The sequence below is a fragment of the Lactiplantibacillus mudanjiangensis genome, from assembly GCF_005405385.1.
Taxonomy (GTDB): domain Bacteria; phylum Bacillota; class Bacilli; order Lactobacillales; family Lactobacillaceae; genus Lactiplantibacillus; species Lactiplantibacillus mudanjiangensis.
Genome location: NZ_BJDY01000003.1, coordinates 610,896 through 624,727 on the forward strand (window position 1 = coordinate 610,896; position 13,832 = coordinate 624,727).

Here is a 13,832-nt window from a genome sequence, read left to right on the forward strand (position 1 = left end):
TACACTTAGCATTATAATAAGACGTGTCAATTATTGGAGGGTTGTTTGATGGATTTAGATAAGATTTACCAGTTAATGGATAAGTTTGAACAAAGTAACTTAACGAGTTTTGAATATCGCGATCAAGAATTTGAGATCCAGTTGGGTAAGAAGAGTAAAGCTGCAGTAGCTAGCGGTCCGGTTGTGACCCCAGCACCTGCGACACCCCAACCGGCACCAATTCCCAATGCCCCAGTTAGTGAGGCGCCCATTGTGACGCCTCAACCAACGGTCACGACACCAGTAGCGCCCACTGCGGCACCAACGCCAGTATCGGCAGCTTCAGCGCCGGTTATGGATGAAATCGATCCAAAAGAATGTGTGACGGCTCCGGTAGTGGGGATTTATTATCCAGCACATTCCGCTGAAGAACCACCTTATGTTAAAGTTGGCGACCATGTTAGTGTTGGTCAACAGGTGGGGTTGATTCAAGCGATGCAAATGATGCGGCCGGTAGTTGCAAAACAAGCCGGACAAGTAAAACGGATTTTAGTGAAAAATGGTGACGAAGTGAACTTCGGCCAACCATTGATTCAATTGGCACTAGATAATCCTAGTGATATTTAATGATAATGAAAGGCTAGTCTCGCCAATGAATAGGTGAGACTAGCCTTATTTTTGTGTTTAAGCGCGATTGCGCCACCAATGGATGGCTTGTTCAATGAGTTCGGAAAGACTAAAGAAGATCAGGGCGCCTAAAAGGCTGGTGGCTAACAGTTTGAGATAGGTAAGCAACTCATACTGACCATTGGTAATGAGATCAATTAAGCCCTTAATGATAAGGACAACCGGAATTAAAATCACCATTAGGATTTCAACGGACCCCCAAATATCTAACCATGCTGCTTTTAACTGTTTCATCATTACCAACCTCCATCACAGTTTGTCTGCCGAACGCCGTGTGCTCTCGATAAATTAAGCTTAGCATAATGAAGTGGCTTATTAGAAATAATGACATAAAGTCATGAAAATCCGCCTTAAACGTTAGGGATACCTTAAATTGGCCCACTTGCCATCTGCCGTAGGTGACCAATTTAACCTAGCCCAAGACGTCTCTGATAAAGTTTCGCTCGCAATTATTAACGTACAGTCTTTAGAACTTAACTAAAAAATGGTGCTGAGATTAAGCGTGTTTATACTGCCGCATCATTTCCGCCAAATGCACTTCGTGAGTGACGAATTCATGGACCCGACAAACATAGTCGTGTTCGCGACCGAGTTTGGCGATGTAGCCGTTGATGTAATCGACTTCGGTTGGCCGACCGTTTGAAAAGTCTTGGTACATTGATGGATAGTGGTACTTGTAAGCGTGGCTGACCGTTTCAACAGAATCAATCTCGGCTTGGCGGGTTTCGATTAACTTAATGCCGGCGCGCTCGCAAGCATCGTACGCTTCATTGAAGAGTTGGGTCGCCATAGCCTTGACGCCGGGATATTCAATGAATTGCCCCATTTGTAACTCAAACATGGTACAAAGACTATTAGTTACGGCGTTGAAAACGACTTTAGACAGGCACATACCCATAAAATTATCTGACCAAATGGGATTTAGTTGTGCTGCTTTGAAATCAGCCATGACGGCTGTAGTTGTGTCATCGATTTTGCCAGCATATTTACTCATATGCATTGCCTCACTACCTTTGGGTCCCATAAAATCAACGTCACCGGGACCATTTAGGACCGTTGCGATCATGGCAGTTCCCCCAATAATATGGTCAGCAGGGAAGTAGGCCGCGATTTTTTCAAAATGACCCATGCCGTTCATGGCTGAAAAGACGTATTGATCGTCATGAAATAATGGGGCATCACGTTTCAATTCGTCGGCCAGCTGCATCTGCTTTTTGAAAACAATCCAGACGTCGGGATGACCGGTGTAGTCTTCTGGGGTATAGATGTTAATCGGGACGATGTGTTGATTTGCATGATCACGGGCAACTTTTACGCCACCTTGGTCGTGAACCATTTGGATATTAGGAGTCCAAGTTTCGATAAAATCAACCTCGACCGCCGCGTTCTCTTGCAACATGACCCCGTAACGATACCCCATCGCGCCTGCACCAATAATGCCGTATTTCATAAATTAAAACTTCCTTTCAACTATTTAATATATGTGAATAATTTATAATATGATGAATCTATATGTAACGACTATGTGTGTTGGAATTGGTATGACTTATGTTTGATAAAACGAGATGACAAAAACGCCCTTTGGATCTAAAATCCAAAGGACGTTTTCACGGGTTACCACCTTAATTTGATTAGTGTTCACACACTAATCCTCAACACGTTCAGTAAACTAAACGCTGCACGGTAATGGGTGCACCCAGCGAACCTCGAAAAGTTCGCGCCAACTTTGCCCTTTAATTCAATTGCCAAGGCACCTTCCCAACAAGCGGTACTTTCTAAGCATGTCAATTGAACGACTCCTTCAAAGTATTTGGCTTTTCATCAAGTTTTAATGTTATAACCATAATGTCATTTTTAGGAAATGTCAACTATTTTTCGGTAAACTAAAGAATCTTAACCTGAGTGACCCCAGATTAAGATTCAATCGTTGATTTTAATTAAAAAACTAAAGGTTATCTCTAACCAATTGCTTCAACAGCAGTTAAGAACCAGGTATTGAAAGCAGCAGCGTCAATATCGACACAAACCGTTGCATTCGTTTTGCCCTCATGGTAAGCGCCACGAATATCGCCGACCGTTTCGCCAATTGCGGGACCGTCAGTTTGGACATCAATCCACATCTTTTCGGTTGTAAAGGCCTCAGGATGTAAGAGATAGAACAACGTGTTAACATCGTGCATCGGAATCCCTGCTTGGTCACCATCGTTGTAATGATTGAAGAGGGCATGTAACATTGTCCCAGTTTTGCCGAGTGTTGGGAGTTTGGTCATTGTATCAGGTGTCAACAAAGCCTTCATCGTGACATCTAAGCCAACCATGGTAATTGGCACACCAGCGGCATACATGATAGCGGCTGCATGTGGATCGGTGAAGACGTTGAATTCAGCGGCACTAGTCATGTTACCTTTACCTAAAGCCCCACCCATGGCGATGATTTCTTTAATATGTGGAATCACTTCGGGATAAGTCTTGAATAACAAGGCAATGTTGGTATAGGCACCAGTTGGGACGAGTGTGATGGGTTCTTTGGCAGCCATGATGTGATCACGTAACGCTTCAATTGCCGTCATCGACATTGGTTGGTCTAAATCAGTTGGAAAATCATAGCCGGGCATACCAGATTCGCCGTGGATGCGAGCAGCATCTTCAAATGGCTTGATCAGTGGTTGTGCGGCACCGCCCGCAACGGGGACGTTTTTATGAAAAAACTTAGTCAGTTTTAAAGCATTTAATGTGGTTTTATCGACCGTGACATTCCCAGCCACCGTGGTAATGAGTTGTAGGTCAAAATCTGGGTGGTTCAACGCAATCGTGATTGCAGCGGCGTCATCGATACCAGGATCCGTATCCATAATAATTTTAGTTGGCATAGTCATTTCCTCCTATTATATAAGCAGTGACGCTAGCCAGCGTCGTTAATAACTATCATTAGTGTACCATTTTTAGGCATAGTTCGCGCTATTGAATCCGATTGCAATTCCCAGCGTTAAGGCGTAGCATGGCATTAATCATTAAGGATAATTGGAGGCAACTTTTATGACAGAGCCACGGGTGATTTTGATTACAGGGGCGTCATCAGGAATTGGGAAGGCCACGGCGTTGAAGCTAAAAGCGCAAGGCAATATTGTGTATGGCGCTGCTCGTCGAGTTGAGAAAATGACCGATTTAGCGGCGGCTGGTGTGCATGTGTTAAAACTGGATGTGACTGATGAGCAAACATTAGTGGTAGCAGTAGCGACGATTAAGGCCGAACAGCAGCGACTTGATGTATTAATCAACAATGCGGGGTATGGCTCATATGGCGCGTTGGAAGATGTACCGTTAGCCGAAGGTGAGTATCAATTCAAAGTGAATGTCTTTGGTGTCATGCGGCTAACCCAATTGGTGTTACCGATGATGCGGGCGCAAGGTGCTGGCCGCATTATCAACGTGTCATCAATTGGTGGCAAAATCTATCAACCGTTAAGTGCGTGGTACATGGGGACGAAACATGCGATTGAAGGTATGAGTGATGCGTTGCGAATGGAATTAGCGCCATTGGGCATTGATGTAATCATGATTGAACCTGGTGGTATTAAGACCGAATGGGCCGGTATTGCGGAGCAAAAACTCTTAGCTGTTTCTGGTGAAACTGCCTATGGAAAGCAAGCTAAAGAAGTTGGTGCGATGTTATCATTATTTGATCAATTTGCCTCACAACCGGGTGTCATTGCGAAGTTGATGGTGCGTGCGGTCAACGATGACCGGCCGAAAACTCGTTATCATGCGGGCATGGGTGCGGGCGTTTCACTCGCGGCGCGGAAGTGGCTATCGGATCGTCAGTTCGATTACTTAATGAACCAAGCTGTTCACGGCGCCGCTAAGTTAGCAAAAGTGATGCATAAAAAGACGCAGCGAGCTAGTAGTCGTCATTATCGGCGTGAAAGTTAAGCGTACCGATTAATTAAAAATAGCGTTGCTTGCCACCTACCGTTCGCCCACATTGAGCCGGAACGCTGTGGGCGGATCGGTTCATCCAAAAAGCGGTCTGAACCGTCGTTTTGAACCACCCAACCCGTGTTTCAAAAGCGCCAAGCTCTAAGCGATAAGAGCTTCCCACGGCTGGGCTCAATGTGGAGGCACTCTCGGTTATAATGATGACTAGATTGATCAACGTTATAACCGGAGTCAGCCAGTGATGGCGCCGGCCGTGAAGACATCGTTAGTCCGGATGGTTCTGCCGGACTTTACGATGTGGACGACTTTTGCGACTAGCGATTTGGGCTAGGCTCAAAAGCGAGGTGGAAGCCCGAACTTTGGCTGGAGCCGGTCCCACAGCCGGCAGAATCACTGGCTGACGTAGGTGGTCAATTTAGCATAGCTCAAATCAGTACTAGTAAGGACTTTACTGCATATTGACTAATAAATTAAGCATAATCAATGCTTTTAGGTCGTTTTCATTTGTATATTGGTTGCTTTTTATGACGGTAACGGTAAAATGAAAATTATCTGTCTAATTAAGCTAGAACTAAAACTGAAATTAATAAAACAACCATGTTAAGGTGCGAAATGAGGTGAGGGCTGACATGACATGGTTCCATTGGCAAGTGCCGCCATTTGTCACGGGCGTCTTTTTCATCTTAGGTGTCGTCACCCTTTACTGGGCAACTGTTAATACCTTAAAAATCTGGATTCACGAATGGCATTTACCATGGTCGGATGATCAGTTCGAAGCCTGGTATGGCTTGGGCTATATGATTGTCTTCGTATTCGGCTTACAAGCTCTGGTTGTAGGGGCGAACTATTCGTGGCAATTTATGAACTTTCAATTAATGGCCGTGATTTTTTGCGGTTATTTTGTCAATTTACGTGTGCCTTATTATACATTAGCCCCATTGTTGATTATGTTTATGTGGTTTAACCACTCTTGGGGGTCGTGGGAATCATGGGCGCATGGTTTTGCGATGTTGGCTTTCTTCGGTGTTCTCAACTATATCCAACGGCGTCATCAGACGGTTAGACAACCGATTATTGGTTATTTACTAGTTACGATCCCATTTGGTGGGGTATTCTGGGTACTAATGCAGATTAAGTTCAATTTTACTTGGCGAATCTTTTGGGAAGAATGGCTGTATCTGGTTATTTTCGAAATTCTGATCTATCTGTATGTGTCGATGTTGTCGCATAACAGTGAGTTGCGTCAGCAATTGGAATGGTCCGCTGAACATGATGAGTTGACCCACGCTGAAAACTTTGCGGCTTATACTGAAGCTTTGAATGGGTGGTTTAAACGGCATCATCAGCATCAACAGCCGTTAACGATGATGATGTTTGATATTGATCACTTCAAGCATATTAATGATACCTATGGGCATTTAGCGGGTGATCAAGTCTTGAAGCAAGTGGTGGTCGTTGCCCAAACCGTGATTGAAGCTAATCACGCGCAAATGCGGTTGTATCGAACTGGTGGTGAGGAATTCAACGTGCTCATGCCAGTTGAACCAGAAGTAGCGAAAAAAACGATTCAGCAAATCTTTTTGGCCATCAATCATACGCAAGTTGTGACGGGTGACGGGATAATCGAACTCTCGATCTCAGTCGGAAGTGCCGCCTTAGCCGCTGATGTGTCGCCGACTGTCTTCTATGATCGCGTGGATAAAAATTTATATCATTCGAAACAAAATGGTCGGATGCAAATTACGAGTGATTAAAGGAACTGCCGTGGGGTGGTTCTTTTTTATTACCCAAACGGGCAGTTAAATATGTCCCAACGTTCGATGACAAGCATTTCAGGACGCGTTAAACTTAGCTCACTAATTTAAGAGAGAACTAGGTGATAACGCGTGAGTTATTTAGAGTTAAAAGACATTCATAAAGCCTATTACTTAGGCAAAGAAGCTTTCCCAGTATTAAATGGGATTGATTTAACCTTTGAACGTGGCGAATTCGTCGCGATTTTAGGTGAGTCTGGTGGTGGTAAATCCACCTTGATGAACATTATTGGGGGATTAGACCGGCAATTCGATGGGCAAGTCTTGCTCCAAGGTCAAGCCATTGATCATCATCAAGAAAAACAAATGGACCGTTACCGGCGCGAAACGATCGGGTATATTTATCAGTCATATAATCTAATTAGTCATTTGTCGGTTTTAGACAATGTCTTAATTTCATTAGATATGACCAAGCTCTCACGATCGCAACGGGAACAACGGGCGCATGAGTTATTGGCGCAAGTCGGCCTCAGTGATCAGGTGAAAAAATATCCGAACCAATTATCTGGTGGTCAGAAACAACGGGTTGCCATTGCGCGGGCATTGGCAAGTGATCCTAAGATTATTATTGCCGATGAACCAACGGGTGCCTTGGATTCTCAAAACACAGCCGAAGTTTTACAGCTTTTAGATCAAATTGCTGCCGAAGGTCGGTTAGTTATTTGTGTGACGCATTCACAGGCAGTTGCGGATGCGGGTACGCGGATTGTCCGGTTAGCTGATGGGAAGATTACGGCTGATGAGCGGTTGAAGACGGCTTATCCCGTTGACGAACAGGCTCAACAAATTGCGGCCCGTAAGTTACCATGGTACGTGCCATTAACAACGGCTTTCAAGCATCTCAAATATACGTGGAGCTGGAATTTACTCATTGTGATTGGGACGGCAATTGGGTTATTTGCGGTCATGTTATTTAACGGTCTAGGCAATGGACTGAAGGGCTATATTAATCAACAGATTAATGATATGGTGAACCCACAAGTTGTGACGGTGGCTCGTTATACGAAGACGAGTCAGTCTAAGCGTGGCGGCAGTCAGAGCAACCAACAAGCGCAAGCACAACAGGCCCAAGGTAGCGGTAGCCCAAGTGCTGCTGGCAGTGCGACCGCCACGGCCAGCGCTAGTGATACTAGTAGTGTTAAGACATTTTCAACGGCGCAGATTAAGCGATTAAGTCAATTAAAGCACGTTTCCAGTGCCCAAGGTGGCTTAACTGCCAGCAATGCCACTATCAAAATTGGCAAAAAAGACTATACGGCTAGTTCATTGACGACCTGGTCCGCCAATGATCGCAAGTCAACGATTAAAGTGGGACATCAAGCTGGCAAAAATGAAATTGTCCTCGATAAGAGTACGATCGCTAAAAAGTGGTCTAGCAAAAACTGGCGTAAGTTAGTCGGTAAAAAAGTCACGGTTTCTTATCAGACAACGAATAAGTCAGGTAAGACGGTGACAATCAAACGGAAGTTAACAGTTGCTGGGATTACTAATGGGAGTACTGGTAGTGGCGCCAATGCAGTTACTTATGCAACGATGCAATCGATGCAGGCTAGCAAAAAGGCCAACACGAAAGCTACTTCAGTCACGGTTAAAGTCGATTCACGGCAACACAATAAAAGTGTCACCAAACAAATCAATAAGTTGAAGACGAGTGGTAAACGCCAATTTATGGCGACGAGTATTGCCAGCATGTTGACCACAGTTAATACGTACGTGAACTTAGCCACAACTGTCTTAGCGGCAATTGCGGGAATCTCGTTACTTGTTTCAGCCTTGATGATTATTGTCACGATGTTTATGTCGGTTAGTGCGCGTAAAAAAGAAATTGGCATTTTGCGGGCTTTAGGTGAAAGTCGCCGGGATATTCGTCGATTGTTTACGAGTGAATCGTTGATTATTGGTGTGGTCAGTGCGGCTCTAGCAACGGGGTTAGCCTATGGAATTGGCGCTGTCTTGAACAAAGCCCTCTATAGTATTGCCAGTTATAACCTGATTCAAATTCAAGTTGATAATATTGTCTTCACCTTTGTCATTGCGTTAGCGATTGCCTTGTTGGCGGCGATCTTACCAGCTTGGCGGGCCGCTCGTTTGAATCCAATCGATGCGTTAGCCGCTGATTAGTAGTGGTGTTATCGGGATAAATAGTGTAAAGTCGTCCTCAGTAAGTCGGGGACGACTTTTTAATGAAAGGAAGCATGACTAATGCCACCAAAACCACCTAGACCCAAACCAGTGCGGCGGGCCGTTCAAAAAGAAATTTTAACCAAGGGCCGACCTGCTAGCATCGCGTGGCTATTAATTGTCGCCTTTTTAACGTTGGGCATGCATAATGCGACGCTGATTGCGACGGGGCAAGTCACGAAACCAGGGCCGAGTGTGACTTGGCTAGCTTGGTTAGTAATCGTGGCGTTTGTCGTCCTAGTCGGTGGCTTGATTTGGTTGTTGCCACGACTGATGACGGTTTGGCTGTGGCAATGGGGTGTGATTATTGCGCAGTTGGCGCTGACGGTTGGCGTTGGCACTTGGTTACATGGTGGTCAAGAGCTGCTTTATATGGGGATGTTGCCGCTGATGCTGATTGAAGGATTGAATTTGGTTAGTGATCGTTGGTGGGTGATAGTCTTGATCTGGCTAACCTATGGCGCAGTTTGGGTATCGTATGGCTTAAATACGAACTGGACCCGAATGGCAGTGATGATTCAAGCTAGCCTGTTTACAGCGGTCGTGGTGATTTACTATTGGCGGTTTTACAGTCATCAAGTTGATGAACGGTTAAAAAGTGAAAAAGTGTTGGCGGAGTTACGATTGGCGTACAAGCAATTAGAAGCCTCAACTGCTCGTAATGAACGTGAACGAATGGCGCGCGAATTGCACGATACGTTGACCCAAGGACTAGCGGGTGTCGTGATGCAATTGGAAGCGGCTGATGATTTATTAGATAACGATCAAGTTGATCGTGCCAAGCCAATCATTAAACGGAGTGTGACGATCGCCCGTAAAACATTGCAAGAGTCACGGTTAACGATCACTGATTTACGAAGTGCCAGTGAAGGCGATCTGGCTGGACGGGTACAGTTATTAACTGAGACGTTTCAAAAAAATTATGGCTTAACGGTGCAGACGAAGTTACCAGATTTGCCGGTCTTTTCCCCAAATGTGCTGACAGAAGTGTCGCGGTGTCTCTCGGAAGCCTTAACGAATGTGGTGAAGCACGCGCAAACAGATACGGTGATTATTCGCGGACAACGGCAAGCGGATCAGTATCAAGTCCAGGTTGTTGATTTCGGCCAAGGGTTTAAGTTGAGTTTGCGTCAACCGGCGGGACATTTTGGTTTGGTCGGATTGCGAGAACGAATGGCCGCAATTAATGGGCAAGTCCAGTTAACAAGTGAACCAGGTGAAGGCACAACAGTGACCTTTTTAATCCCAATTAAGGAAGGCATATCTCATGATAAAAGTGATGTTAGTCGATGATCATCAATTGCTACGTGAAGGGTTGAAGACTATTTTGGAAAATACCAATGAATTTGAAGTGGTCGCTGAAGCCACGGATGGTCAAAACGGGCTGCAACAGTTGGAGACGATCACACCGGATATTATTATTTTAGACATTCGCATGCAGCCAATGGACGGGATCACGATGTTGCAGCAATTAGCCAATCAGCATAGTCAACTTCCAGTGGTCGTACTGACCACCTTTGATGATCAAGAACCGATTCAAATGGCATTGAAATTAGGTGCAAAAGGTTACTTGTTGAAAGACGCAACGCGTGAAACAATTATTCAAACCTTGCATCAAGCGTTAAACGGTCAAGTGGCGTTAGAAGCCGAAATTGCGGCCAAGGCCTTTCAACCGGCGACGCCGGCGGTAGCGCCGTTGAGCCCACAGAATCAAGCGATTTTAACGGCCGTGGCGCAAGGTTATCATAGTAAAGAAATTGCTCAAACGATGCATTTGAGTGAACGGACGATTAAGGCGCATTTGACGCAAATCTATACGGATTTTGGCGTCTTTACTCGGGCCGAAGCAGTGGCCTACGCCTTGAAACATCACTTGATTGAAATTTAAATGGTTAGGCTAAAAGGCACCCGGAAAAATTCCGGGTGCCTTTTGTTTATCGCTAAAAATCTTCCGCAACGATATCGATGACACGATAGGTTGCGAGTTGACCTAGCACTTGTAAGAATGTGTCTAAGTCTTGATTGTCAAAAAATGCCGCTTCAATCAAGTAATTCAGCTCACCGGTCGTGTGATAATGATGGCGAATGGCATTGTGATGTGCCTGGATAAACGCAAAGTATGCAGCGTGTTGTGGTTTTTTAAGGCCAGCTTGGATGAAAACCTGTCGCTGAAGGCCCATTTTGACTAAATCAATCTCAATCGTATAGTTTTTAATCACCCCGGTTGTTTCCAAACGTTCAATACGCGCCGCGACAGCCGGTGCCGTTAGGTGGACCTGCTTAGCTAGATGGCTGACTTTGAGGCGACAATTCTTATTTAGCGCTTTGATAATAGCGAGGTCAGTTGGATCGGTCATATCGTAACACCTTATTTTTTAAAGTTTTAGGGGGTTAACCCTTTAGTTTTAATCTTAACAGGGTCGTCAAGCAGGTGTAGACTGTTAAATGTTGAACTTTTAAAGTTACAGGTGAAGCAAAAATCGTGAAGCGTTTTACTGCGATTTTAAAAGTGGTTATGCTACGATAAAAGACATTAGAGATAAGGATGGGGAGGTTATTATGCAGACCTTGATACAAACATTTATAGAGCGACGCGGGGATTTGTTGACGGCGCTTTGGCAACATTTAGGTATTTCATTAGCCGCGTTAGTGATCGCGATGGTGATTGCCATTCCGTTAGCCATTTGGGCCGTTAGACGACCTAAGCTGGCCGAGGGATTGTTACAGCTAACCAGTGTTTTACAGACAATTCCTTCCTTAGCGTTATTGGGACTGTTAATTCCATTAGTAGGGATTGGGACGGTGCCGGCCGTGATTGCCCTGGTGATTTACGCGCTGCTACCGATCTTCCAAAATACGTATCTGGGGATTGATGAAATCGATGACTCAATCGAAGAAGCTGCCGATGCGTTTGGGATGTCGCGGATGCGTAAGTTATTCAAGGTCGAACTGCCGATTGCAATGCCGCAAATCATCGCCGGTATTCGGACCGCGGTTGTCCTGATTATTGGGACCGCGACGTTAGCCGCTTTGATTGGTGCTGGTGGTCTCGGGACATTCATTATGTTAGGGATTGACCGTAACAACACCTCGTTACTTTTAATTGGTGCGATTTCGTCCGCTTTACTTGCGATTGTGCTCAGTGCGCTCATTCGTTGGTTCCAAACGGCAAAACCGAAACGCGCGTTAACCGTATTTGGGGTGATCGTTGCGTTGCTAGCTGGTGGTGGGGCGTACAGCGTTTACGCTAACCGGACTGAAACCATTACGATTGCTGGGAAGCTAGGTTCCGAACCAGAAATTTTGATTAATATGTATAAGCAATTAATTGAGGCCAACGATAGTCATGTCAAAGTGACGTTGAAGCCTAACTTTGGGAAAACCACGTTCTTGTTCAGTGCGTTAAAACATGATCAGATTGATATTTATCCAGAATTCACCGGTTCAGTATTGGAAACGTTAGTGAGTGGGAGTCATGCGAAGAATTTAACCGCTAATCAAACGTATCAATTGGCGAAGAAGCGACTAGCTAGCCAAGATGAGATGACGTTACTAAAGCCAATGGCCTACAACAATACGTATGCCTTGGCGGTTACTAAGAAGTTCAAGCGGCAACACCACTTAAAGACAATTAGTGATTTGAATCAAGTTGAATCGATCTTAAAGCCTGGGATGACACTTGAATTTATTGATCGTGACGATGGCTTGAAAGGTTTAAAGAAGGCATATGGCTTAGATATTACAGCGAAATCAATGGAACCGGCGTTGCGTTATGAAGCCATTAGTAAGGGCCGGATCAACTTGGTCGATGCCTACTCAACGGATAGTGAGTTGCGGCAATATAACTTGGCAATTTTGAAGGATGATAAACACTTCTTCCCAACTTACCAAGGGGCGCCGTTGATGAAACAATCCTTTGCTAAGAAGCATCCTAAGGTGGTCAAAGCTTTGAATAAGCTGGCTGGGCGGATTTCCGAAACGGATATGCAAGAAATGAACTATGAAGTCAATGTTAAGAATGAGTCGGCGGCAACCGTTGCGCATCACTATTTGGTTAAACACGGCTTATTGAAAGGGGGCAACTAAGATGACAACTGCCATTGAATTTCAACATGTTCAAAAATCATTTAACGGTAACGAAGTCATTCCAGACCTCAATTTAACGGTGGCTAAGGGTGAACTTTTCGTCTTAGTTGGGACCTCAGGAAGTGGTAAGACCACGTCACTCAAGATGATCAATCGGTTAGAACCGTTAACCGGTGGCAAAATCTTAGTGAATGGTCAAGATACCACAACGGTACCGTTACGAGAATTACGTTGGGACATGGGCTATGTCTTGCAACAAATTGCCCTGTTCCCAACGATGACGGTGGCCCAAAATATTGCGGTTATCCCTGAAATGAAGGGGACTCCCAAAAAAGAAATTAATGCCACGATTGATGATTTGTTAACAGAAGTCGGCTTAGACCCAGCAGTTTATCGTGATCGAATGCCGGATGAATTATCCGGTGGGGAACAGCAACGGATCGGCATTTTGCGGGCCATCGCCTCACAACCCACGACTGTATTGATGGATGAACCATTCAGTGCGTTGGACCCGATCTCGCGTCAACAGTTGCAAGATCTAGTCTTAAAGCTCCATCAACGTTATGACAATACGATTGTGTTTGTGACCCATGATATGAATGAAGCCTTGAAATTAGGCGATCGGATCGGGATTATGCGGCATGGTGAGTTGTTGCAAGTCGATACGCCGAGTGCGATTGCGCAACATCCGGTCAATGATTTTGTGCGGGACTTCTTCGGTGCTAGTCGAGCGAAAAAGATTTACGATGTGTATGTTGGTCGGGTCGGCCTGGTTCAAGGTTATTTGCCAAAAAAGCCGGCAGTTGCTGATGGTGAAATCCAAGCAATTGATTCTCAAGCAACGTTACGAACGGCTTTTGAAGCATTGGCGACGCACCAATATTTAGCAATCACTGAGGAGACGCAGGTCAAGGGATACTTAGATCGTCAGACGGTGATGACTTATTTGAGTACGCATGAACCAGATTAGAGTGTGAGGTCAACCGGGTTGGAGATGAGCATTGCCTAGCTAAAGCAATTAGCCGGTGGTCTATCCGGTTAGTTGCTTTAGCGTAGCAAGCGGAATCTCCAGGTTGACCGAACACGTTTCAGACTAGAGTGAGATACCAACCGGGTTGGGAGTGAGCATGACCTAGCAAAGCCAATGAT

12 protein-coding genes are annotated in these 13,832 nt (G+C 45.1%); 8 read left to right on the forward strand and 4 right to left on the reverse strand.

Annotated features, from left to right (window positions below; genetic code table 11):
- The first annotated feature begins 48 nt into the window (after positions 1-48).
- Positions 49-606 carry an acetyl-CoA carboxylase biotin carboxyl carrier protein gene (locus tag FFM84_RS07645; RefSeq protein WP_130844206.1) on the forward strand — a complete coding sequence of 186 codons (558 nt, stop codon included), beginning with the start codon at positions 49-51 and terminating at the stop codon, positions 604-606.
- A 57-nt stretch (positions 607-663) separates the two neighbouring features.
- Here the strand turns inward: FFM84_RS07645 and FFM84_RS07650 are convergent, their stop codons facing one another.
- The 3 genes from FFM84_RS07650 to rihC form a co-directional block, all read right to left on the reverse strand.
- A complete protein-coding gene (locus tag FFM84_RS07650; protein ID WP_130852012.1) occupies positions 664-900 on the reverse strand; it encodes a hypothetical protein in 237 nt (78 codons plus the stop codon).
- Positions 901-1,162: 262 nt separating this feature from the next.
- The gene (locus FFM84_RS07655; RefSeq protein WP_130844204.1) at positions 1,163-2,116 is read right to left on the reverse strand and encodes a ketopantoate reductase family protein; all 954 of its coding nucleotides are present in this window, start codon (positions 2,114-2,116) and stop codon (positions 1,163-1,165) included.
- A 508-nt stretch (positions 2,117-2,624) separates the two neighbouring features.
- On the reverse strand, positions 2,625-3,536 hold the full coding sequence (gene rihC, locus FFM84_RS07660; RefSeq protein ID WP_130844203.1) for a ribonucleoside hydrolase RihC: 912 nt from the start codon (positions 3,534-3,536) through the stop codon (positions 2,625-2,627).
- A 166-nt stretch (positions 3,537-3,702) separates the two neighbouring features.
- On the opposite strand from rihC, the gene FFM84_RS07665 reads away from it, so the two are divergent.
- The 5 genes from FFM84_RS07665 (at position 3,703) to FFM84_RS07685 (ending at position 10,485) form a co-directional block, all read left to right on the forward strand.
- Positions 3,703-4,596: an oxidoreductase gene (locus tag FFM84_RS07665; RefSeq protein ID WP_130844202.1), complete on the forward strand. Its 894-nt coding sequence runs from the start codon at positions 3,703-3,705 to the stop codon at positions 4,594-4,596.
- Positions 4,597-5,231: 635 nt separating this feature from the next.
- Positions 5,232-6,356, forward strand: a complete 1,125-nt coding sequence (locus tag FFM84_RS07670) for a GGDEF domain-containing protein (protein ID WP_130844201.1) — start codon at positions 5,232-5,234, stop codon at positions 6,354-6,356.
- Positions 6,357-6,488: 132 nt separating this feature from the next.
- Positions 6,489-8,537, forward strand: coding sequence for an ABC transporter ATP-binding protein/permease (locus tag FFM84_RS07675; protein WP_130844200.1), 2,049 nt, complete (start codon positions 6,489-6,491; stop codon positions 8,535-8,537).
- Positions 8,538-8,618: 81 nt separating this feature from the next.
- Positions 8,619-9,890 (forward strand): sensor histidine kinase, encoded by a 1,272-nt coding sequence (locus FFM84_RS07680; RefSeq protein ID WP_130844199.1) that lies wholly within the window; start codon positions 8,619-8,621, stop codon positions 9,888-9,890.
- On the forward strand, positions 9,865-10,485 hold the full coding sequence (locus FFM84_RS07685) for a response regulator (RefSeq protein WP_130844198.1): 621 nt from the start codon (positions 9,865-9,867) through the stop codon (positions 10,483-10,485). The genes FFM84_RS07680 and FFM84_RS07685 overlap by 26 nt, the downstream gene beginning before the upstream one ends.
- 52 nt (positions 10,486-10,537) lie before the next feature.
- On the opposite strand, the gene FFM84_RS07690 is transcribed toward FFM84_RS07685, so the two are convergent.
- Entirely contained in the window at positions 10,538-10,954 is a 417-nt protein-coding gene (locus FFM84_RS07690) for an Lrp/AsnC family transcriptional regulator (RefSeq protein ID WP_130844197.1), read from the reverse strand.
- 202 nt (positions 10,955-11,156) lie between these two features.
- Between FFM84_RS07690 and FFM84_RS07695 the strand changes: the two genes are divergently transcribed.
- Together FFM84_RS07695 and FFM84_RS07700 are read left to right on the forward strand one after the other, a co-directional pair.
- Entirely contained in the window at positions 11,157-12,683 is a 1,527-nt protein-coding gene (locus FFM84_RS07695) for an ABC transporter permease/substrate-binding protein (RefSeq protein ID WP_130844196.1), read from the forward strand.
- A gap of 1 nt (position 12,684) precedes the next feature.
- Positions 12,685-13,653, forward strand: a complete 969-nt coding sequence (locus FFM84_RS07700) for an ABC transporter ATP-binding protein (RefSeq protein WP_130844195.1) — start codon at positions 12,685-12,687, stop codon at positions 13,651-13,653.
- Positions 13,654-13,832 lie beyond the last annotated feature (179 nt).

Bases quoted from the DNA above. Each gene is read 5' to 3' on its own strand.
- FFM84_RS07650 (WP_130852012.1), bottom strand. From the start codon at position 900: ATGAAACAGTTAAAAGCAGCATGGTTAGATATTTGGGGGTCCGTTGAA.
- FFM84_RS07695 (WP_130844196.1), top strand. From the start codon at position 11,157: ATGCAGACCTTGATACAAACATTTATAGAGCGACGCGGGGATTTGTTG.
- FFM84_RS07670 (WP_130844201.1), top strand. From the start codon at position 5,232: ATGACATGGTTCCATTGGCAAGTGCCGCCATTTGTCACGGGCGTCTTT.
- FFM84_RS07690 (WP_130844197.1), bottom strand. From the start codon at position 10,954: ATGACCGATCCAACTGACCTCGCTATTATCAAAGCGCTAAATAAGAAT.
- FFM84_RS07700 (WP_130844195.1), top strand. From the start codon at position 12,685: ATGACAACTGCCATTGAATTTCAACATGTTCAAAAATCATTTAACGGT.
- FFM84_RS07665 (WP_130844202.1), top strand. From the start codon at position 3,703: ATGACAGAGCCACGGGTGATTTTGATTACAGGGGCGTCATCAGGAATT.
- FFM84_RS07645 (WP_130844206.1), top strand. From the start codon at position 49: ATGGATTTAGATAAGATTTACCAGTTAATGGATAAGTTTGAACAAAGT.
- rihC (WP_130844203.1), bottom strand. From the start codon at position 3,536: ATGCCAACTAAAATTATTATGGATACGGATCCTGGTATCGATGACGCC.
- FFM84_RS07685 (WP_130844198.1), top strand. From the start codon at position 9,865: ATGATAAAAGTGATGTTAGTCGATGATCATCAATTGCTACGTGAAGGG.
- FFM84_RS07655 (WP_130844204.1), bottom strand. From the start codon at position 2,116: ATGAAATACGGCATTATTGGTGCAGGCGCGATGGGGTATCGTTACGGG.
- FFM84_RS07680 (WP_130844199.1), top strand. From the start codon at position 8,619: ATGCCACCAAAACCACCTAGACCCAAACCAGTGCGGCGGGCCGTTCAA.